At 65.3% G+C, this 20,734-nt stretch carries 20 protein-coding genes; 6 read left to right on the top strand and 14 right to left on the bottom strand.

The window, feature by feature from the left end; translation table 11 throughout:
• Nucleotides 1–8 precede the first annotated feature (8 nt).
• The 4 genes from HZZ16_RS00435 to HZZ16_RS00420 all read right to left on the bottom strand — a co-directional run bounded on the left by HZZ16_RS00435 (nt 9) and on the right by HZZ16_RS00420 (nt 5,553).
• Complete coding sequence (locus HZZ16_RS00435) at nt 9–3,200, bottom strand: efflux RND transporter permease subunit (protein WP_197946429.1); 3,192 nt, start codon at nt 3,198–3,200, stop codon at nt 9–11.
• Nucleotides 3,197–4,618 carry an efflux RND transporter periplasmic adaptor subunit gene (locus HZZ16_RS00430; RefSeq protein ID WP_197946428.1) on the bottom strand — a complete coding sequence of 474 codons (1,422 nt, stop codon included), beginning with the start codon at nt 4,616–4,618 and terminating at the stop codon, nt 3,197–3,199. The genes HZZ16_RS00435 and HZZ16_RS00430 overlap by 4 nt, the downstream gene beginning before the upstream one ends.
• An 83-nt stretch (nt 4,619–4,701) precedes the next feature.
• Nucleotides 4,702–5,094 (bottom strand): FixH family protein, encoded by a 393-nt coding sequence (locus HZZ16_RS00425; RefSeq protein ID WP_197946427.1) that lies wholly within the window; start codon nt 5,092–5,094, stop codon nt 4,702–4,704.
• Between the two features lie 96 nt (nt 5,095–5,190).
• Complete coding sequence (locus HZZ16_RS00420) at nt 5,191–5,553, bottom strand: hypothetical protein (protein WP_197946426.1); 363 nt, start codon at nt 5,551–5,553, stop codon at nt 5,191–5,193.
• Nucleotides 5,554–5,821: 268 nt separating this feature from the next.
• Between HZZ16_RS00420 and HZZ16_RS00415 the strand changes: the two genes are divergently transcribed.
• From HZZ16_RS00415 to arsC, 3 genes are read left to right on the top strand one after another with little or no spacing between them, the layout of a single operon-like run.
• Nucleotides 5,822–6,181, top strand: a complete 360-nt coding sequence (locus HZZ16_RS00415; RefSeq protein WP_197946425.1) for an ArsR/SmtB family transcription factor — start codon at nt 5,822–5,824, stop codon at nt 6,179–6,181.
• Entirely contained in the window at nt 6,181–6,882 is a 702-nt protein-coding gene (locus HZZ16_RS00410) for an aquaporin (RefSeq protein WP_197946424.1), read from the top strand. Before HZZ16_RS00415 ends, HZZ16_RS00410 begins: the two co-directional genes overlap by 1 nt.
• Nucleotides 6,879–7,280: an arsenate reductase (glutaredoxin) gene (arsC, locus tag HZZ16_RS00405; RefSeq protein WP_197946422.1), complete on the top strand. Its 402-nt coding sequence runs from the start codon at nt 6,879–6,881 to the stop codon at nt 7,278–7,280. The genes HZZ16_RS00410 and arsC overlap by 4 nt, the downstream gene beginning before the upstream one ends.
• A gap of 28 nt (nt 7,281–7,308) precedes the next feature.
• On the opposite strand, the gene HZZ16_RS00400 is transcribed toward arsC, so the two are convergent.
• The 5 genes from HZZ16_RS00400 to HZZ16_RS00375 form a co-directional block, all read right to left on the bottom strand.
• Complete coding sequence (locus tag HZZ16_RS00400; protein WP_197946420.1) at nt 7,309–8,073, bottom strand: hypothetical protein; 765 nt, start codon at nt 8,071–8,073, stop codon at nt 7,309–7,311.
• A gap of 211 nt (nt 8,074–8,284) precedes the next feature.
• Nucleotides 8,285–8,716: a hypothetical protein gene (locus tag HZZ16_RS00390; protein WP_246509900.1), complete on the bottom strand. Its 432-nt coding sequence runs from the start codon at nt 8,714–8,716 to the stop codon at nt 8,285–8,287.
• Nucleotides 8,717–8,753: 37 nt separating this feature from the next.
• Nucleotides 8,754–12,173 (bottom strand): CHAT domain-containing protein, encoded by a 3,420-nt coding sequence (locus HZZ16_RS00385; protein WP_246509898.1) that lies wholly within the window; start codon nt 12,171–12,173, stop codon nt 8,754–8,756.
• A gap of 167 nt (nt 12,174–12,340) precedes the next feature.
• Nucleotides 12,341–13,102 carry a hypothetical protein gene (locus HZZ16_RS00380; RefSeq protein WP_197946415.1) on the bottom strand — a complete coding sequence of 254 codons (762 nt, stop codon included), beginning with the start codon at nt 13,100–13,102 and terminating at the stop codon, nt 12,341–12,343.
• 16 nt (nt 13,103–13,118) lie between these two features.
• Nucleotides 13,119–13,307, bottom strand: a complete 189-nt coding sequence (locus HZZ16_RS00375; RefSeq protein WP_172784191.1) for a hypothetical protein — start codon at nt 13,305–13,307, stop codon at nt 13,119–13,121.
• Nucleotides 13,308–13,559: 252 nt separating this feature from the next.
• Between HZZ16_RS00375 and HZZ16_RS00370 the strand changes: the two genes are divergently transcribed.
• Complete coding sequence (locus HZZ16_RS00370) at nt 13,560–14,534, top strand: DUF2336 domain-containing protein (RefSeq protein WP_197946413.1); 975 nt, start codon at nt 13,560–13,562, stop codon at nt 14,532–14,534.
• A gap of 156 nt (nt 14,535–14,690) precedes the next feature.
• On the opposite strand, the gene HZZ16_RS00365 is transcribed toward HZZ16_RS00370, so the two are convergent.
• Genes HZZ16_RS00365 through HZZ16_RS00355 form a run of 3 tightly spaced genes read right to left on the bottom strand, consistent with a single transcriptional unit; the run spans nt 14,691 to nt 17,680 of the window.
• Complete coding sequence (locus HZZ16_RS00365) at nt 14,691–15,035, bottom strand: DUF1491 family protein (protein WP_197946412.1); 345 nt, start codon at nt 15,033–15,035, stop codon at nt 14,691–14,693.
• 58 nt (nt 15,036–15,093) lie between these two features.
• Nucleotides 15,094–15,822 carry a peptidoglycan-binding domain-containing protein gene (locus tag HZZ16_RS00360; RefSeq protein ID WP_197946411.1) on the bottom strand — a complete coding sequence of 243 codons (729 nt, stop codon included), beginning with the start codon at nt 15,820–15,822 and terminating at the stop codon, nt 15,094–15,096.
• Nucleotides 15,815–17,680, bottom strand: coding sequence for a PAS domain-containing sensor histidine kinase (locus tag HZZ16_RS00355; RefSeq protein WP_197946410.1), 1,866 nt, complete (start codon nt 17,678–17,680; stop codon nt 15,815–15,817). Before HZZ16_RS00355 ends, HZZ16_RS00360 begins: the two co-directional genes overlap by 8 nt.
• 413 nt (nt 17,681–18,093) lie before the next feature.
• On the opposite strand from HZZ16_RS00355, the gene HZZ16_RS00350 reads away from it, so the two are divergent.
• Together HZZ16_RS00350 and HZZ16_RS00345 are read left to right on the top strand one after the other, a co-directional pair.
• On the top strand, nt 18,094–18,537 hold the full coding sequence (locus HZZ16_RS00350; RefSeq protein WP_197946409.1) for a DUF5330 domain-containing protein: 444 nt from the start codon (nt 18,094–18,096) through the stop codon (nt 18,535–18,537).
• A gap of 68 nt (nt 18,538–18,605) precedes the next feature.
• Nucleotides 18,606–19,034, top strand: a complete 429-nt coding sequence (locus HZZ16_RS00345) for a SufE family protein (protein ID WP_197946408.1) — start codon at nt 18,606–18,608, stop codon at nt 19,032–19,034.
• 5 nt (nt 19,035–19,039) lie between these two features.
• Here HZZ16_RS00345 and HZZ16_RS00340 read toward each other — a convergent pair whose 3' ends face one another.
• A complete protein-coding gene (locus tag HZZ16_RS00340; protein ID WP_007608200.1) occupies nt 19,040–19,456 on the bottom strand; it encodes a Ros/MucR family transcriptional regulator in 417 nt (138 codons plus the stop codon).
• A gap of 146 nt (nt 19,457–19,602) precedes the next feature.
• The gene (locus HZZ16_RS00335) at nt 19,603–20,469 is read right to left on the bottom strand and encodes a DUF308 domain-containing protein (RefSeq protein ID WP_197946407.1); all 867 of its coding nucleotides are present in this window, start codon (nt 20,467–20,469) and stop codon (nt 19,603–19,605) included.
• Between the last annotated feature and the right edge of the window lie 265 nt (nt 20,470–20,734).

Below are 20,734 nucleotides of genomic sequence, written 5' to 3'. Positions count from 1 at the left end.
GGCTCACCTCATTCCGCAGGCTCCACTACGCGCAATCTGGCGCCGATCGGCTTTGGCATTTCGGCCGGTCGTCCTTTGTCCTCACGCTTCGGCGGCAGGCGGACACCCTTCACCAACCCGAAGATCGCCGGGATCACGATCAGCGTCAGCAGCGTCGACGATATCATACCGCCAATCATCGGCACCGCGATGCGCTGCATGATCTCCGACCCGGTCCCTGTGCTCCACATGATCGGCAGCAGGCCCGCCATGATGGCAACGACCGTCATCATCTTGGGACGGACGCGCTCGACCGCACCCACCATGATGGCCTCCTGGAGATCCAGCCGGGTGAAGCCCCTGCCCTCGGCGTTGCAGGTCGCCTTCATCTCGGCCAGGGCATGCTCGAGGTAGATCAGCATCACGACGCCGGTCTCGGCGGCGACGCCGGCGAGCGCGATGAAGCCGACGGCGACGGCGACCGACAAATTGAAGCCGAGCCACCACATCATCCAGATGCCGCCGACCAGCGCGAAGGGCAGCGACAGCATCACGATCAGGGTTTCGGTCATGGCCCTGAAATTCAGGTACAGCAGCAGGAAGATGATCGTGAGCGTCACGGGCACCACGATCTTCAGACGCGCCGCGGCGCGCTGGAGATATTCGTACTGGCCGCTCCAGACCACGTAATAACCGGGCGGGAACTGGATGCTGTCACTCACGGCGCGTTGCGCATCGGCGACGTAGCTGCCGATGTCGCGATCGCGAATGTCGACATAGACGTAGGTCGCGAGCTGGCCGTTCTCGGTCCGGATTGAGGTCGGCCCCCGCGCCGGCTCGACCTTCGCGACCTCGCCGAGCGGCACCGCGCCGCCTGCGGGCATCGGCACCAGGATATCGCTGGCGATCGCCTTGGGATTGTCGCGCAGGTCGCGCGGATAGCGCATGTTCACCGTGAAGCGCTGCCGCCCCTCCACCGTCGTCGTGACGGTCTGGCCGCCGAGCGCGGCCGCGATGGTATCCTGAACGTCCTGGATCAGGATGCCATAGCGGGCGAGCGCCTCGCGATCCGGGACAATCTCGAGATAGTAGCCGCCGATGCCGCGCTCGGCATAGGCCGATGAGGTGCCCGGCACCGTCTTGATCACGCGTTCGACCTGCTTGGCCAGCCGGTCGATCTCGACGAGGTCGGTGCCCATCACCTTGACCCCGACGGGGGTGCGGATGCCGGTGGACAACATGTCGATGCGCGCCTTGATCGGCATGGTCCAGGCGTTGGAGACGCCTGGAAATTGCAGCGCCTTGTCCATCTCCGCGATCAGGCTGTCGATGGTGAGGCCGGGGCGCCAAAGCTCCTTCGGCTTCAAGCTGACCACCGTCTCGAACATCTCGGTCGGCGCCGGATCGGTCGCGGTCGCCGCCCGCCCCGCTTTGCCGTAGACCGATTCGACTTCCGGAAACGACTTGATGATGCGGTCCTGCGTCTGCATCAGCTCGGCCGCCTTGGTCACGGAGATGCCGGGCAGCGTCGTCGGCATGTAGAGCAGCGTGCCCTCGTTCAGCGTCGGCATGAACTCGGTGCCGAGCTGCCGCGCCGGCCAGATCGTGACGGCGAGCACGACCAGCGAGGCCAGGATCACCAGCGTCTTGGCGCGCAGCACGCCCTTGATGACCGGCCGGTAGATAAAGATCAGGAAGCGGTTGATGACGTTCCTGCTCTCGGGAACAATCCTGCCGCGGACGAAGATCACCATCAGCGCCGGGACCAGGGTGACGGACAAGAGGGCCGCGGCCGCCATCGCGAAGGTCTTCGTGAACGCCAGCGGGCTGAACAGCCGCCCCTCCTGCGATTCCAGCGTGAAGATCGGCATGAACGAGACAGTGATGATGAGCAGGCTGAAGAACAGCGCCGGGCCGACCTCGGATGCCGCGTCGATCAGGATCTGGACGCGCGACTGACCGGGCTCGGCGCGCTCAAGGTGCTTGTGCGCGTTCTCGATCATGACGATCGCGGCATCCACCATGGCGCCGATCGCGATCGCGATGCCGCCGAGGCTCATGATGTTCGATCCCAGGCCCAGCAGCTTCATGGCGCCGAACGCCATCAGCACGCCGACCGGCAGCATCAGGATCGCGACCAGGGCGCTGCGGACATGGAGCAGGAACACGATGCAGACGAGCGCGACCACGATGCTCTCCTCGAACAGCGTGTGCTTGAGCGTGTCGATCGCCGCATAGATCAGGCCCGAGCGGTCGTAGACCGGGACGATCTCGACCGATTTCGGCAGGCTGCTCGCGATCTCCTTGAAGCGCTTCCTGACGTTTTCGATGACGTCGAGCGCGTTGACGCCGAAGCGCTGCAGCACGATGCCACTTGCGACCTCGCCCTCGCCGTTCAGCTCGGCAATGCCGCGCCGCTCGTCGGGTCCGAGCTCGACATTGGCGACGTCCCGGAGCAGCACCGGCGTGCCGTTGCTCGTCTTCAACACGATGTTGCCGAGATCGTTGATGCTCTTGATGTAGCCCTTGCCGCGAATGACGTATTCGAACTCCGACAGCTCGACCGTGCGGCCGCCGACATCGGCGTTGCTGGCACGGATCGCCTCCCGGATCTTCTGCATGCTGATGCCGCGGTCGCGCATGCGCTGCGGGTCGAGCACCACGTTGTACTGCTTGACGAAGCCGCCGATGCTGGCGACTTCGGCGACGCCCTCGGCCTTGGCGAGCGCGAATTTCAAAGTCCAGTCCTGGATCGCGCGCGTGTCTGCGAGGTTCAATTCTTTCGACATCACGGCGTATTGGTAGACCCAGCCCACGCCAGTCGCATCGGGCCCGATGGTCGGGGTGACGCCGGATGGAAGCCGCGACGTGGCGCCGTTCAGGAACTCCATCACCCGCGAGCGCGCCCAATAGATGTCGGTGCCGTCCTCGAAGATCACGTAGACGAACGACACGCCGAAGAAGGAGAAGCCGCGCACCACCTTCGATTTCGGCACGGTCAGCATCGCCGTCGTCAGCGGATAGGTGACCTGGTCCTCGATCACCTGCGGCGCCTGGCCGGGGTATTCGGTGTAGACGATGACCTGGGTATCCGAGAGGTCGGGGATCGCATCCAGCGGCAGATGAAGCAGCGCGTAGAAGCCGGCGGCCGCCGCAAAGCCGGTGCCGAACAGCACCAGCAGCAGGTTGCGCGCCGACCAGGCGATGATGCGGGAGATCATTTGTGCTCTCCCGTCGCATGGCCCGCGTCCGATGCTTGAGGCGTAGCCTCAGCAAAGCCTTTGAGCGCGGCCTTCAGGTTGCTTTCGGCATCGATCAGGAAGTTGGCAGATGTGACCACCGCTTCGCCTTCGGCAAGGCCGTCCCGCACCTCGATAAAGCCGCCGCCGCGCCGGCCGAGCTTCACCTCGCGCGGCTCGAAGCGCCCCTCCCCCTTGTCGACGAGGACGGCCTGTCGCGTGCCGGTGTCGAGCACCGCGCTGTCCTGGATCGCCAGGACGGGCGCGCCATCTGCCGTATCGACGTCGGCATCGACATACATGTCCGGAAGCAGCATAGCCTCGGGATTGGCGAGCTCGATGCGGACGCGAACCGTCCGGGTTTCGCGGTTCACCTGCGGATAGATCACCGCGATCCTGCCCGTGAAGCTTCGGCCGGGAAAGCTGCGCGCGCGCACCGCAACGGACTGCCCGACCGCGATGTTGCCGAGATCGCGCTCTGCGACGTCGACCAGCGCCCAGACCAGCGACGTGTCGGCGATGCGAAACAGCACGTCGCCGGAATTGGCGCGCATGCCTTCGATTGCGTTGCGCTCGAGCACGATCCCGTCGCGCGGCGCCGACCAATGGATGGTGACGGGCGCAACATGCGTCCTCTCCATCTCGGCGATCACCCGCTCGGGGACGTCGAGATTGATCAGCCGTTGCCGCGAGCCGCGGCCGTAGATCTCGACACCGCCGACGGTCTTGGAGGTGATGGTCGCGAGATATTCGGCCGCCGCGGAGGCGACCGCCGAACTGTAGATCTCCATCAGCGGCTGGCCCGCCTTCACGCGGGAGCCGGTGGTGACGTCCGCGATCTTCTGCACGAAGCTCTCGGCGCGCATCGCGATCACCGAGACGCGGCGCTCGTCCAATTGGATCGTGCCGGGCGCCTTGACCAGGACCCGGACCGGTCGCCGCGCCACCGGCTCGGACTTCACGCCGCTGCGCTGGATCTTGCCGGGCGACAGCTTCACCGTGCCGTCATCGACGTCGTCGCCTTCGTAGACGGGGATATAGTTCATCCCCATCGGGTCCTTCTTCGGCACCGGGGAGGTGTCGGGCAAGCCCATCGGATTGCGGTAGTAGAGGATTTTTCGCGATGAAGCCGCCTGCGGTGGCTTCGGCTCTGCCTGGGCGGCCTTGTTGTCATCGTAGACCGGCAGATAGTCCCGCCCGCGGTCATCCTTCTTTGGCCCGGCCGACCAAAGCGGCGCGCCGCTCGGATCGCGATAATAGAGCGGAGTCCGATCCGCTGGCGCCGCAGCCGGGGTCACCTCGGCATGGACGGGCCAGCGTACGCCGTTCATGACCCAGAAGGCGCCCAGGGCGAGGCCACCGGTAAGCGCGAATGCGGTGAGAAGACGCTGCGTGTTCATCGTCAGATACCGCGCGCTCGGAGCGCGCGTCCATGTGAATGGGAAAAGAGAAGTTCGGGCGCCATCCGGCGGCGCCCGAAAGCTCACTTGGTCGCCTTGACGATGACCTTACCGGTGACCGTCTCAGCCTCGCCCTGCACCTTCGCCGAGAGCGTGACCTGATAGCGGCCGGCCATCGGCAGGTCCGTCTTGAAGGCGTAGACGCCCGGCTCCTTGGAGGGCAGCGGCGCGACCGCCGATTCCATCTCGGCCATGCCGTCCGGCGCCATGTCGACGCGCGTCTTGAAGATGACGGCATCACGCACCGGCTTGCCGGTCTGCTTGTTGGTCAAGCGAACGGCGAGCGTGACGTCGTCACCCTTCTTCATCTCGGGATTGACCGGCTCGAAAGCATAGTCGCCGGCGCCGGCCAGGGCGGCCGAGGTGACGAGCGAAAGGGTGGCGGCAACAGCCGCAGTGCTGAACTTGGAAAGCATTGTCCTGTCCTCATGAAATTGATCTCGACCGTGACGCAGGAACGCGCACATCAGTCATCGCCGCGCGGGGCGTGGCCGCGCGCGTCTTTGGGGAGATCAAGTTCGAGGAGGCCGGAAGGGAGGACTGCCGCCGCGAGAGGCGACGACCTGATCGGCAGGAATAACCGTTTCCGCTGCCGCGACGGCAACGAATTCGAAAGCCAGGGGACGAATGTCCGCGAGTGCGACGGTGCCGCCGACACAGCAGAAGCCCATCCCGCACTTGTAGCCGCTGTCGGAGCCCGGTCCCTTCATGTCGGGACAGCAATCGTCCATCGCCATATCGCCGTCGCCGCCGACCTGCATGGCCGCCTGCATGTCACCCGACGACATCGCGAGGCTGGAAGCGGACGCGCCAGCCGGCAGCATCGCCAGGGATATGGCGATGGCGAGAGCCAGGATGGTCCGGACGATCCGCATTAGACGTGCATTTACCTTTTGGATACCTTTTGGAACTGCAACGCAGCTTGAGTAACATAGTCTGCGGCCGAAAGCATTCCTTGATCCGGGTCAACCATGCCGACCGAAGCGCAGATCGCGGCCAGCGGCCCTTTGACATCCCAGCTTCGAGCGCTATGACAACGAAGCGGACCTGCTTGTATCCGGTATCCGGTCGTCATCAGGAAGGCACGCGGGGCTGCAGGATTTCAGATTGACGCTCACGCGTTAATTCCATAAATCTGGATATATGGAAACAGAGGAAGCCGTCCTGGCGCTCGCCGCGCTGTCTCAACCGACCCGTCTGGAGGCGTTCCGGACGCTGGTCAGGCACGAACCTGAAGGTCTTGCGGCCGGCGACCTCGCGCGCCTCTTGGAGGTGCCGCAAAACACGCTGTCGGCGCATCTGTCGATTCTGAGCCGCGCCCGCCTCGTGTCTTCCGAGCGGCACAGCCGCTCGATCATCTATCGCGCCAATCTCGTCGAATTTCGCGACGTCGCGCTCTTCCTGCTGCGCGATTGCTGCGGCGGGCGGCCTGAAGTTTGCGAGCCCGTCGTCGAGACTTTGCAATCGTGCTGCTCGCCAAGACGAAAGGAGCGAGCCGGCTGATGGACAAATTCGATCTCTCGCGGCGCCTTGCGGCCGAAGCGCTCGGCACAGGCATTCTCGTCGCCACCGTGGTCGGCTCCGGCATCATGGCGGAGACGCTGACCAAGGACGTCGCCCTTGCGCTGCTCTGCAACACCTTGCCGACCGGCGCCATCCTGGTTGTCCTGATCACGGTGCTCGGCCCGATCTCCGGCGCACACTTCAATCCCGCAGTGACGCTCGTCTTCACCGGCAAGCGCGAGCTTTCGGGACATGAGGCTGCGTTCTATATTGCCGTGCAGATCGCCGGCGGAATCGCGGGAACGATGGCGGCGCATCTGATGTTCGGCCTGCCGCTGCTCGAGCTCTCGACGAAGGTCCGCACCGGAGGGCCGCAATGGTTCGCCGAAGCGGTCGCGGCCTTCGGCCTGGTCGCGACGATCCTGGCCGGCATCCGGTTTCAGCGGACGGCGATCCCCTGGCTGGTCGGCCTCTACATCACTGCGGCCTATTGGTTCACGGCCTCCACCTCGTTCGCCAATCCGGCGGTGGCCATTGCGAGGTCCCTGACCAATACGTTCTCGGGGATACGCCCCGCCGACCTGCCCGGCTTCATCATTGCCGAGCTGTGCGGAGCGTTCGCCGGCATGCTGCTGATGCACTGGCTGCTCGGACGCTCACGCGCGTCCGCCTCGATCGCAATCACGGAGACAGTTCGATGACCGTCACGATCTATCACAACCCCGCCTGCGGCACCTCGCGCAACACGCTGGCGATGATCCGGCAGAGCGGCACTGAACCCGTCGTCGTCGAATATCTCAAGACGCCGCCCTCGCGGGACAAGCTCAAGGAGCTGATCGCGGCCATGAGCATTCCGGTTCGCGCGCTGCTGCGCGAGAAGGGAACGCCCTACAAGGAGCTCGGCCTGGACGATCCCAAATGGAGCGATGACGAGCTCCTCGATTTCATGGTCGCCCATCCCATTCTCATCAACCGCCCGATCGTGGTGACGCCAAAGGGCACGCGCTTGTGCCGGCCGTCGGAGGCCGTGATCGATCTCCTGGACAATCCGGTCGGCCGCTTCGTGAAGGAAGACGGCGAAGTGGTGGAAGCGCGATAGGCCGGCAAGCGCGCTTCGGAAGGTTCAGCTATCCCAGCAAGCCCTTCAACCCCGCATAGATCGAGCCTATACCGGTCGCGGCAACGCCGGCCAGCGGCCCCAAGGTCTGCATGAGGTTCTGCATCAAGCGGGCGCGGCGGCGCAGCTGCTCCTCCCCGACATGCTGCCCCAGCAGACGCGCCATGCGGAAGGCGAACGCGTTCGGCTTGCCGCCCTGGGTCAGCACGCGCGGCACTGTCTGGAAGATCACGACACTGAGAATGTTGCCCGAGACGAAGGCGAGCAGGATGCTGGCGCCATATTCGAACACCTCCCGCCATTCGATCCATACGGTCGGAAGGATCGGAACATGATCGTGGAGCCCGGTGATCGTCAGCATCGCCAGGATGCTGACACAAGCGGTGAGAAGCGCGAGCACGAATGCCGCCAGGAAGTAGACCCTGTGTAGCGGATAGGCGATCAATCCGAACAAGAGCGGCACAGCGATCGAGGCGATCCGAAGCGGGATCGGGGAGAGGTTGAAGGTGATGGTTACGAGCACATGCGCGATCACCAGCAGCAGGGATGGGATCGCAACATAGAGCACCGCATGCGTTCCGTAGTAGCGCAACGGATTGTTGTAGCGCTCGAGACGGACGTTGACGCGATCGAGATCCCGCCTGAGCTTGTCCAGCTCGGCCACGATCTCGTCGATCTCGAGAAGGGTCGGCCGTACGACGCGCAAGTCGCGCGAACAATGCTTGCACGCGATGGCCTCGTCCTTGATCGTCTCGGCGCAGAAAGGACATTCCATCGCTAGCGCGACTTCCTTCGCCTTGTGATGGTTTCGATCTCGTCTCTGGCCCGTTTCAATTCATCGCGCAGTTCGTCGCGCTTGCGCAAGAGATCGTCGCGCTCGGCAAGCACCATGGTGGGAATGGCGATATCGCGCCCGCACGAAGCGCAGACCAACGCACCCTCGGCACTTTCGGACCGGCAGTAGGGGCAGGTCACTTGGACGCACGTCACTTTGGCGCGACCTTCAGGGTGAAGACGGCCGTGCCCGGCCGGCCATCGCTGTCCTTGATATCGACGCGCACCGTGTATTCGCCAGGCGGCAGCTCCGCATCCTTCATGTTGATGCCGTCAGCCTGCACGAAGGGCTTGACCCTAGGGGTCAGGTCGACATTCGGCGTGCGGAGGAAGATCACTTTGACCGAGTCCGGGTCGATCTTCGCCCCGCCATAGGACAGAAATTTCAACACCAGCGGCAGCGGCGAGCTTGCCGCCTTGCCCGGCGAGACGAACTCGACCTTGGGGCCCCGCAGGATACCGCGCTGTTCGACGGCAACCGCTCCCTTGGGAGGCGGCAGCTTGGCTTCCTCTTCCGTGATCAACAGCGTGGCACGCGATGGCGCAGAGACGAGCAAAGCTGCAGCCACAAACCCGAGCAACATATTCCGCTTCATTTCCCTGCCCCCCTTTCCCATCCCGTCAACGCAAGCCGCCATCGCCGATGATCGTGTACGGCGCCCAGAACAGCGGATGCGCATAGGCAAACTCGGTCTTGCCTTCGCCGTTGAGATAACCCGGGCCATCGACGAGCGCCATCGCGGCCTGGCGCAGCGCCTCGCTGCGTGACAATTTGGGATCGTCGGCCTGCCGCTTGAACAGGTCGGTCACCAATTGCCGCGCCGACTGTGAATGCACCGACCAGTTCGTCACCAGCAGCGCGCGCGTTCCGGCGTAGAAGAAGGCGCGCCCGAGCCCGGATGCGGCCTCTGCACCGGCGCCGGCTCCTGCCCCGGTGTTGCAGGCCGACAGGATAACCCAGTCCGCGTCCAGCTTGAGGCCGAGAATCTCCTCCATGGTCAGGAGACCGTCGCCGCCCTCGCCCGTCACCGCCGGCGACGACAGAGCGAGTGCCGGCTGCGTCAGCCCGTTCAGCTCACCCGGGACGAGCCCATGGGTGGCAAAGGCCAGGATCCTGAAGCCGGACAGATTCATGGTCTTCACCGCGCTCTCGGTCGCACTCTTGCCGAGGAACAGCACCTTGGAAGGGTCCGCCTGCAGTGCCAATGCGATCGATTTCAACTCGTCGGCGGTGTCGGGCAAACGGGGCAACAGACCGAGCTCGGCGCTGTCGATGCCTTCGAGCTTGGGACTGTTGCGCCGCTTCAGCGGACCGCCGCGCGTGATGTTGCCGCCGGCGTCGGCGAGCTGAACCTTCTCTCCGCCGCCTTCCGCCTCGGCCTGCTGCTCGCCGTTGAAATAGGGATCGCCAAAGGCCACGAGGTCGGCGCGGCCGGGCTTGCCCGGCGGCAATTGCCGCAACGTGCGCAACGCCGCAGCCGAGGGCACCGTCGACACGGCATGGGTTCGCGCCAGCCAAGGCACGTTGCGATAGCCGACGAAGAGCGGGTCCTCGTCGGCGGCCACCTCCGCCGGTGCCGTCGGCAACAAGGACAGCGGCAGAAGTCCGAGAGCGCCGTTGGTCACGACGATCAGGTTCTTGGCCGGCTTCCATCCGCTCTCGACCGGCTTCAGCAGCAGCTCGTAGAGCTCGTAGCCGAGCTTGAGATCGAACGGCGGAATGTCCGAGATCATCGCCGCCTGCGGCTCGAGCGCCTCGCGCAGCTTGCGGATCTTGGTCTCGATATCGCCGATCCTGGCGTTGACCGCGGCGAACGCCACCGGGCCCGATTTCGGCACGGCCCAGACGAAACTGCCGCTCTGGCCGAAATAGAACGACAACATCGCCTCCCCATCGGCGAGCGTCGCGCGGATTTCGGCGACGCTGGGCGGCTTCGGGGAGACGAGATCGGCGTAGACCGGAAACTTCTGCTTGATCTCCTGGCGCGCCCTGTCGCGTTCGGTACGCAAGGCGGCGATCGAGGCCTGGATCTGCTGCACGCTCTTCTCGTCCCGCTCGGTTGACGGAAGCGCCAGCACGTTGTTGAGCGTCCCAAGCTGCGCATTGACCTGCTTGGTCAGATCCTGCTCCTTGCGCACGAGTTCGGCGAGCGCGGGATCCTTTGCTGCCGCGCGCGCACTGGAAGCCGCCAGCGCCTGCTGGACCGAACGGCCGCGGACGGCGTCCGCGAGACTGAAGGTCTCCTCGCCCACCCCGCCGCTTGCAGCTTCGGTGCGTGCAAGCAGCACGAAATAGCTTTCCACGATGCTCTGCAGGCGCTGGCTGCGCGCGGCGACCACGGTGGTGTTCTCGTCGTCGGCGTTTTCCCGCGCACTCGCCATCATGACCGGGATGGCGGCCTTGAATTCGCGGATCGCCTCGGCATCGCGCCGCGCCCGCATCAGACCGACCGCCAGCGTGCCGCGCGCCGAGGCCGCATCGAAATGATTTTCGCCGACGCGCCCGACCTGCTTCTTCACCAATTGCTCGGCCGCGGCGATGCCGGCCTCGAGCTGGCCGGACGAATAGAGCGAGAGAATGCGCGACGGATTGAGCTCGAACACCTGGCGGCGCTGCGGCTCCCAATTGGCAATCGCCTTGTCGATCGCCGCGTATATCGCGTTGGCTTCAGCCACCTTGCGCTGGAGCGTCAGGATGCCGGCCAGTTGCGACAGCAATTGCACGGTGGATTGAGAATCGTCGGGAACACCGACGGTGTTGTTGATCTCCAGGGCGACGCGGCCGAGCTGCTCGGCTTCCCCATAGCGGCCCTGTTCGACCAGAATGCCGGCAAGGCCCATGACGTAGCGCGGCGTCACCGGATTGTATTTGCCGGTGTCCTTCAGTCGCGCCAGCAGAGCGCGGCGGGCATCGACCTCGGCTTCGGCAAGCCGGCCTTGCCGCGCCTTCATGCGGGCCTGACTGAGCACCAGGTTGTCGACCGACTGCAGGAAGACGGTTTCTGCCGGCGGATTGTCCGAGTCCATCACGCCCTTCATGCCGGCCCGCTTGCGCTGCTCGGCCACGCGATAGGCGGCCTCGGCCTCCGCGAACTGCCCGCGCGCTTCGAAGATCATCGCCCTGGTCGCTTCGAACTCCGCTTCCCAGTTCTGCCCGAGGCGCGCATAGGAGGCGCGCCACCCCGGATGACCGCTTGTGCGCGCCTCCTGGATTGCGGCCTGTGTGCGACGCAGATACGCTTCCGCCTGGGCGACATCGCCCATCTGGATGAGGTTGCCGACAACGGACCGGTTGGCGCTCAATTGGTATCCTTTTGCGCCTTTCTGGGTGGCGGTCTCACGCAACAACCTCTGGATCACCTCCATCGACCGCTTTGGATCGCCGGCTGCGGCGTATTGCAGCGAGAGGAGCTGCTGCAAGCGGCCCATCAGCTGAGGCTCGACCGCGCCGCGGCCGACCTCGACGGCCTTGCTGGCATCCGCAATGGATTCAGCAAGCCGACCAAGCTGCGCACGCGCATTGGCGCGATCGAAATAGAACTGGGCGAGATCTGCGCGCGATTCCTTGCCCGTGGGCGTGGAATCGGCGTCCGCTTTCAGCTCCAAAATCAGCTTCTCGTTCGGCTTCTCGCTATCGAGGATCGCCGTGATGTCGGCGATGGTGCGGGGCGGCGCGATGAAGCCCTTCGGCAGTGCGGTGCCGGGCTCCAGCTTCGGCGCCGCTTCCTTCGGCAGCTCGACGGCGACATTGGCCCGGCCGTTGGCGGCATTGAGTGCCGCCATCACGCAGGCCCTGACCTGCGGCGAGGCCTTGGCGCGGCACCCCTCGATGTCGGCGCCGGCCTTGCGACCGCCTTGGGCCTGCATGCAGGCTTGCACGATCGGCTTGCCCACGGTCATCCGGCAGTTCTCGACCGCGGCCTCCTTGGTCAGCGCGGCGGCCGAGCCGGCCGATCCCAAGAGAATGGCAAGAACCAGCACTTTTCGCGCAGGCGTGGAGTTTCGACGGACCTCAAGCCGCATCCCGGAATTGCTGCTCATCGCAATAGACCTTCGTGCAAAATGACTTGGTGGTAACAGTGCAATCCTATCGATATGGCCGGGAAGAACAAGCGCCAATCAGGGCGATTCGGCCTTAGGCTGAACGGTGAGCGCCACAGCTGGCATAGGTTCGGCAGCCCTGTTCCGGCGGAACTGGGCGCGACCCCTCAGCCCTTCGAGACCACCGCGCGACCGTAGGGCGGTTGCCCCTGGACCGGCGGATTGGCGGTCTGGGCGGCGAGCTCGCCGATCAGGCGGTCGGCATCGGCGGCCATGCCGTCAGGTGCCTGGATCACCAGGCGCTCCAGCGCCCAGCGGTAGGACGAGATGCGCTGCTCCAGGCATTGCTGCACCCACTGGATGATCAGCGAGTTCTCCTGCATGCGCGCGACCGCGTCGTCTCTCTCCCTTGGCGAGAGCGCGGAGACGCGCGCCATGCTGGCATCGCGCTTCCTATCGAGATCGATGACGCGGATCGCGGATGCGAAGAACGGTTCGAAGCGGGTGATGTCGTTGCGCACGTCCTCGATCAGCTGCGCATAGCGCGAGGAATGCGAACGGTGCGGCTCGTCGATCAGCGTGCGCCCATACATGGTGCGGTCGAACACGACCTTCTGCCGCCACGGCGAGGGCAGCGTCTTGTAGTCGCCGAACACGCTCTTCCATGCGGGGCGCGACAGCGGCGGCTCGATCATGGGATAGGCGAGATCGCGAAGCTGGCGCTCTTCGTCGGTGAGCTGGAATTGCGATGGCTTCAGGCCGACGCTGGAGGTGACCTCCGCACCGAGCCAGCGATGCATGTCGTCGCTGCGCATGCTCTCGCGGGTGCGGCCGAAGTCGCCGCCGCTACACGCCGCGAGCAACGCGCCTAACAGCGTGAGCAGGACGGCCGACAGGACAGGCCGGATCTGGCGGATGAAGTCCGACATTGCATGAAGCCGGATGTCAGCGACGGCGACGACGGCGCCCCGGCGCTGTGCCCTGCTCCGGCCCGCGATCGCCACTGGTTTCGTCCGCCTCACGCTCGATACGGATCACGGGAAGGATCACGACCGTTCCCATGTCCGCGCGCGGAGCGACATCCCCGGACGAGCCCACCCGGCGACCGGCCGGAAATTCGATGATGGTCCCCATGTCAGCTCTCTTCAATTGCCGCGCGACCGAACGCGCCCCAGCAACATGCATTCATTAAGATCAGCTCATGGTTAACGGGGTGTAAACGCGCCCCTTCGACCGTAGCCGCACGGACCGCGCCGCGCCGTCCCGTTGCGGCACGACAACGGCTCAAATTGCAGGGCCGGCTTCACGCCTCGTTTTCCTTAACGAGGCTTTAAACGAAGCTGCGGTAGGCTCGCCCCAAGTCTTTCCCGAGTTGCGTACGCCTCCATGACCAAGTCGCTGTTTCCCGGATTCGACGGGCTGATGACCCTGTCCCGTCGCGAAGGTGTCGATGTCCGCCCGACGCTGCTGCGCGTGCTGACCGACCTTTACGTCCAGACCAGCACCCACAGCGACGACGAGCAGCGGCAATTCGTCGAGCTCGCCACGCGGCTGATCGACCAGGTCGACGACGCGACGCGCGCAGCCGTCAAGGCGCGGCTCGCGGTCTATCCGCAGACGCCCGTCCCGATCCTGCAGAAGCTCGGCCTGGTCGCGAGCCAGGAAGGCCCCAGGATTCCACTGGCCCGGGAGATCCCCGCCCCGCCGGTCGCGCCCGCTCCAGCGCGCGTGCCGACCGAGGCCGAGCAGCGCATGGCCGCCAACATGGCGATGCAGCCGAAGGAAGCGGCCGAGATCCACGACATGTTCTTCCGCGCCGACGCCTCCGAGCGCACGCTGATCCTGCACAATCTGGCGCAGACCCCGCTGAAGGCCGCCCCCCGTATTCCGACCGTGCGCGCCAAGCGCGCGATCCAGATCCTGGAGATGGCGGCGATCGCAGGCGATATCGAAAACTTCACCTTCGAGCTCGGCGACAGCCTGATCCTGCCCTCGCGCGTCGCAGCCCAGATCGTCGATGATGCCGGCGGCGAGGCGCTTGCGGTCGCCGCGCGCGCGCTCGACATGCCGAGCCCGGTGTTCCAGCGCATCCTCTTGTTCTTCAAGCCGGAGATCGGAACGTCCGTGAACGCCGTGTACCGTCTGTCGCGGCTCTACGACCGCCTCGCCGAGCGATCGGCGCTGGTGATGCTGGCGGCCTGGCGCGGCTCGACGCTCGCGGTCACCCGCGCGAAGTACCAGTCGGCGCTGCATGACGGCGAGCGCCAGCGCGCCCGCGCAGGCGCGAGCCAGACGCGACCGGGCGTGCAGCCCGGGTCCAGCCCAGCGGTGCGGACGGGGACTGGTTCGTCGGATCGCTGATTTGCTTACGCGGCATCAATAGGCGGCGACGCTGAGCGCTGGGCACGAAACGAGCTCCAACCTCGTCATTGCGAGCGCAGCGAAGCAATCCAGAGTCCCTCCGGGGAAAAGTTTCTGGATTGCTTCGCTGCGCTCGCAATGACGGTGGGCCCATAGCTACGCCTTCGCCAATTCCAGAAAATGCCGCCCGGCGCGGTCCTCGGTCTCGACGATCCAAGCATCCGGATCGAAGCGGATTTCCTTGATCAGCCGCTCCTCGATCGTGTGCTCCGGTAGAGGCTGCGGCGCGACCGGCACGAAGAAGCGATCGATGGGGCGACCGTCGTCATAGACGGTCTGCGGCGCCGGCGCATACAGCATGGCATTGCCGTCCAGCAGCGACACCTTCACGAACACCGCGCCTGCCTCCTCGGCACCGCGACGCCGCACCGCGCCGAACACGCCTTCGGTCTGGCAGCGGCGGAGGTAAGCCGCCACCCATATATTGGATTTCAAACGCATGAATCGCACGATAGGCCAGTGCCACCATCAGCACCAGCCTTGCGCGCGAGCGTGACAATCATTCGACCGGGTGGCCGATCGCAGCGGCGAGCTCGCGCAGCAGGCGGTCGGAGACCTGCCCGGTGACCTGCATCTTGTGCTCGCGCTCGAACTTCTGGATCGCGGCCTGGGTCTCGCTGCTCATGCTGCCCGTGATCTTCAGATTGCCGTAGCCATATTCGGACAGCGCGCGCTGCACGCCGGCAATGCGGCGTGCGGCCGGGCTTTGCGCCGGGATCGGCGCCGGCGGACGCAGGGCCGCGGGCGGTGTCGAGGTGGTCGCCTTGACCAGATTGGTCATCGGATCGTTCGAGCGCGTCGAGGCGGTCGCGTCGACCGGCTTTTCGGCCGGCTTCTCGGCGGCACGCTCGGCAGGTTTTGGCTCGGCAGGTTTGGGCTCGACGCGGAACTCGGTCGCGCGCGGCTCGAGCGGCGACGTATCGGCGCCGACGGGGCGCGGACGCGGCATGGGATTCGACAGCGGCACGGACGACGGCGCGGGAAGATTGATCACCGTGCCGAACATCGGCGCGGGGTGCCGGCCGGTCTGGAGGAACAGCGCATTGGCAACGATCGCGGCGATCGCAGCGACGGCGACGAGGCCTGCCATCGTGTCCTTGGGGCTGTGCAGCAGCACGCGCATCACGAGGTTGCGCTCGGTCTCGACATCGATGACCGCAGCCTTGGCACTGTCCTTGGCGCCACGGCGGCGCGGGGCGGCTTCGTCCTTGGCAGACTTCTTAGGCACTTTTCTTCACCAGAGCGGGTTGGTCCTGAGACTGATCGTGAGCTTGGTCTTGAAGGTCCTGACCTTGAAGATCCTGGCGCAGCACAGGCGTCAGCGTCGCAATCTTGCGCTCGGCCGGCTTGACTTGCGGCGGCGTGTAGACGAGCGGCAACTTGACGGTGACCGCCGTGCCCTCGCCTAACCTGCTTTGTACCGTCAATTCACCGAGATGCAACGCCACGAGACTCTTCACGATCGAAAGTCCAAGGCCGGTGCCCTCGTGACGGCGCTGATAGGTCGTGCCGGTCTGGAAGAACGGCGCGCCGATGCGCTTGAGATCGTCGGGCGCGATGCCGACACCGGTGTCGCTGACGCGCAGCGTCAGCTGCGAGCCGGACACCGCGGCCGAGACGCAGACCTGACCGCCGCGCTCGGTGAACTTGATGGCGTTGGCGACGAGGTTGAGCACGATCTGCTTGAAGGCCCTGGGATCGCCGGTCATGACGGGCAGGTCCTGCGGCGCGTCTGTGATCAGGTCGATGCCGTTCTCCCGCGCCTTCAGCGCCAGCAGATTGCAGCAATGCAATAGCGCAGCGCGCGGCGCGAACGGCTCGGACGCAATCTCGAAATTGCCCGATTCCATCTTCGACATGTCCAGGATGCCGTTGACGACCGACAGCAGATGCTGGCCGGAATCGTTGATCAGCTGGGCGTATTCCTTGCGCTGCGCAGCACCCAGCATCAAGGCCTGCTCCTGCGCGATCATCTCGGAGAAGCCGATGATGGCGTTGAGCGGCGTGCGCAGCTCGTGGCTCATGGTGGCAAGGAAGCGCGTCTTGGCGGCATCGGCCGCCTCGGCGGCGCTGCGCGCCTGATCCAGCGCCTGCTCGAAAAGCTTGCGGTCGGTGACGTCGCGCATCACCGCAACGACTTCGGCTTCGCTCGTGACGTCACGCGCCCTGTCCTGATCGAGCGGGCGGCAGCGCATCTCGACCCAGATGAAATCGACCTGACCGCGCTCGGCGACGGGCTCGCGCCGCAGCCTGAACTCGACGCTGCGCACCTCGCCGCGCGCCGCGTCGGATAGGGCCGTGAGATAGGCCGGCCGATCGGCGACATGGACGCGGTCGAACAGGCCGTGGCCGAGCAGTTGCGCCACCTGCATGCCGAGCATGGCCTCCACCGCCGGCGAGATGAATTGCACCGCACCGTTGCGCTGATGCCGCGAAATGACATCGCTCATGTTGCGCGCCAACAGGCGGTAACGCTCCTCCTCGCGCGACAGAAGCGCGACACTGGTGCGCGCGAGCGATTCCGCGCCGAAGGCGAGGCCGGCGGCATAAAGAGTGGCAGACGCGACGCCGAAGGCCATCAGCACGCCGCGCTCGGCGGCACTCGGCTCAACCACCGGCAGCCAACCGAGCTGGCTGAGCAGGATCAGCATTCCCGCGCAGGACAGCGCGAGCAGCGAGGCGAACGCCGCGACGCGGCGCGAAGCCGACAGCGCAGCTTCGAGCGGAACCACGACCAGCCAGACCGCGGCGAAGGATTCGATGCCGCCCGTCGTGATCGCGACGGCCATGATCAGGCCGGCGAGCGCCAGCGATGACAGCACATGCGCGCCCTCGTAACGGCCGGTGCGCGACAGGAACCAGGACAACATGATCGGCGCGATCAGCCAGGCAAAGGCCGCGACCTCGATCCCGCTCGGCGCGCCGCGCATGGCGAGATAGACCGGGAATGCGGCGAAGGCGGCGAGGCTGCCGAGCAGCCGCGGTGCCATGAAGGCGCGATGGCGCGCGCGCATCAGCGCATCGTAGCGCGCGGAGGGATGCAGCAGTGCATCGAGACAATCGCGGATGATACTCAAAACTGTCACGGGTCTCGCGCTTCGGCTCAATCGTCTCTTGGAAGACGCGCCGGAACGCCTCCTTGTCGTTGAGCCACCGTGTCAGAGCGACCTTAAACGAGTGCTAAGGCGGCACAGCGTGTGGCCGGACACCGCGTTATCGCGGAGCTTTTTAGACGATTTGGCGACGTCTTCGCTGCGAATGGTGAACGCAGGGTTTCACCGCGCTCCGCATGGTTTCGAATTGGTGGATGCGGGGCAGTCGGCAGAAACACCGGTGTGGGCGTCAATCGAAAATTTACCGGAACGTCGCTCCCGAAGAATCTTGCGTCAATTTTCCGCGAATTAAGCTCAAGGCAATCACTTGCGATTTATCGAGGATTGCTAGGTCCGACATCCGCGGGAGATCGCCGCGGGCGGAGCCTAACGGACAGGTCGATAAGATGCGCTTTCTGCTTCGCATCACATTCTGGCTCGGGCTGGTGCTGGTGCTCCTGCCGCGGGACAAGACGCCCGAATCGGAGAAGCTGCCGCAGATCGGCGCCGCCGATGCGGTACAGGCCGCGACCGCGGCCGTTTCCGACGTGACCCAGTTCTGCAAGCGCCAGCCGGCGGCCTGCGAGGTCGGCGGCCAGGCCGCGACCATCATCGGCCAGCGCGCCCAGGACGGCGCGAAGAAGCTCTATCAGATCATCAACGACAAGAAAGAGCAGATCACCAACGACAAGAACGATGGCGGCAAGAACGACAACAAGAAGGCGCCCGACCATACCGGCTCGATCGCGCTGGCCGGCGAAGGCGATCTTGCCGCGAGCGAGGCGCCGCGCGATACCCTGACCCAGGACGACCTTGCGCTCGAATGGCGCGGACCAGGGCCGGCGAATTAGCGTCCAAGCCCTATCGATTTCAGGGCTTCGCGTCCCTATATTGGCCTTAACGGGAACTGCGGGCCGATATGACGACGATCGACGAAATCAGGGATAATTTCGAACTTCTGGACGAGTGGGACGACCGCTACCGGTACGTCATCGAGCTCGGCCGCACTTTGGAACCGATGCCGGAGGCGGAACACTCGGCCGAGAACAAGGTGCAGGGCTGCGTCAGCCAGGTCTGGCTGCAGAAAACGGTCGATCGCAGCAATGGCGAGCCGGTCCTGAAATATCGCGGCGACAGCGACGCTCATATCGTGCGCGGGCTGGTCGCGATCGTGCTGGCGCTGTATTCGGGCCGCACGCCGCGGGAGATCCTCGACACCGACGCGATCGCCGTGTTCAACGAGTTCGGCTTCCGCGACCATCTGACGCCGCAGCGCTCCAACGGCCTGCGCTCGATGGTCGAGCGCATCAAGACCGATGCGCGAGAGGCGCTCGCCGAGGCGTCATAGCAATCTTACTTCCGCTTCCGCTGCTGCTGCCCCAGGCCCATCTGCTTGGCCAGCTGTGAGCGCGCCACCGCATAGTTCGGGGCGACCATGGGATAGTCGGCCGGCAAGCCCCACTTCTCGCGGTATTGCTCCGGCGTCATATTGTACTGCGTGCGCAGATGGCGTTTCAGCGACTTGAAACGCTTGCCGTCTTCGAGGCACACGAGATAATCGGGCGCGATCGACTTCTTGAGCGAGACCGCAGGCTTGGCCGGCTCCAGCGGCGCGGTCTCGGTGCGGCCTGACGAGACCCGCACCAAGGCGCCGTGCACCTGACTGATCAGGTTCGGAATCTCGGTCGCCGGCGTCGGATTGTTGCTGAGATAGGCCGACACGATGCTGGCAGTCAGCTCGATGAAATTCTTCGCCCCCGCATCCGACATGCGCCCCTCCCTCGTCCGCTCGTGGCTACGGGATTGACGACACCGAAGTATTCCCTGTCAAGAATACATTCGGCTGATACACGACAACTGACGACGATGCGCTGATTACTGGCGAAAGGCGCCGCTTTACTTCAGCGCGGACCGCCTCAAGCGCGCTGGTCGAGATGGGCGCGGAGCTCGTCGATCGAGGCAAAGCGCATCATGCCCTCCGGCATCTGCGCCTCGATGGAACCATCGGAATAGAGCGAATAGGCCATGCCATCGACGACGCCGGACTTGAGCACCGTCACGGGTGCGGGCTCCACCGGCGGCGGCTCCGGTGCCGGCGCAGGAGCGGTCTCCGCGAACGTCGACGGCGAGCGCGGCGGCGGAGTCGGACGGCGCGGAGCGGCCGGCGGCTCCGGCGGGCGCGCACGATCCGGCTTCGGCCAGGCCACGTCGAAGCTCGCAGGTGGCGAAAGGTTCGGGGCCTCACTGGCCTCCGCGGGCGGCGGGCCAATTTCAGTGGATTCTGCCTCCGCGCGCTCGCGCGCCTTGCGCGAGGTCGAGGCGAACAGCAGGTTGCGCCGGCGCGGCGCTTCCGGAGCGGGAGGCGGTATCGGGGCTTCCGGCTCCTGCTGCGGTGCCTCGGCACGCGGACGCTCGCGCGGTGCAGCTTCGCTTCGCCATGGCGGCGGACTTGCGGGCGGTGGCGGCGGCGCCGGCTCGGCTCTCGCCGCCGCAGCGGGCACGGGCTCGGGCGCGACTGCGCCAGGCACGGCGAGGCCCGGAAGCGCCGGCCTGACCCGAACCTCGGAGGGCGCGACCGCACCGGCCAGCCGGCGCGCGATGCCCCTGAGCTCGAGCAGCACCAGATGCAGGCCGACCAGTAACATTCCGGAGCAGACGCCAATGGTACCGGAGATTATGAGGGTCCCACCGAGGGTGAATTCCCTGATCGTCATGCCGAAAATCACCGCGAGGAGACCCGCCAGCACGGCGCAAATCCCCACGATCAGCAATGCCAAGTTCATCGAACTCACCCCCGGCCGCGCATCACGCGCGAGAACCGCTACGCCACGATACCGTCTTACGCTGTTCCACGCCAACGGCCAATTCTGGGCGGTGTTCCTAAAGGGAAGGAAATCAGGGACTTATTCACATTCCCTTCAGCCGGGGCTCGCTACTGCTAAAGCTGCTCGCAAGTCGTCTGAATTGGTGCCAACCGGAATTGCTGCGTCGCATCAGGAATTTAGCCATAATGCCCAATTACTTGGTAATGGAACTGCGCTATAGGGA

Origin of the sequence: Bradyrhizobium glycinis (genome assembly GCF_016031655.1) — a bacterium.
In the GTDB taxonomy this organism is placed as follows: Bacteria; Pseudomonadota; Alphaproteobacteria; order Rhizobiales; family Xanthobacteraceae; genus Bradyrhizobium; species Bradyrhizobium glycinis.
The sequence above is the reverse complement of the archived record's forward strand: the minus strand, read 5'-3'. Positions and strand labels throughout refer to the sequence as shown.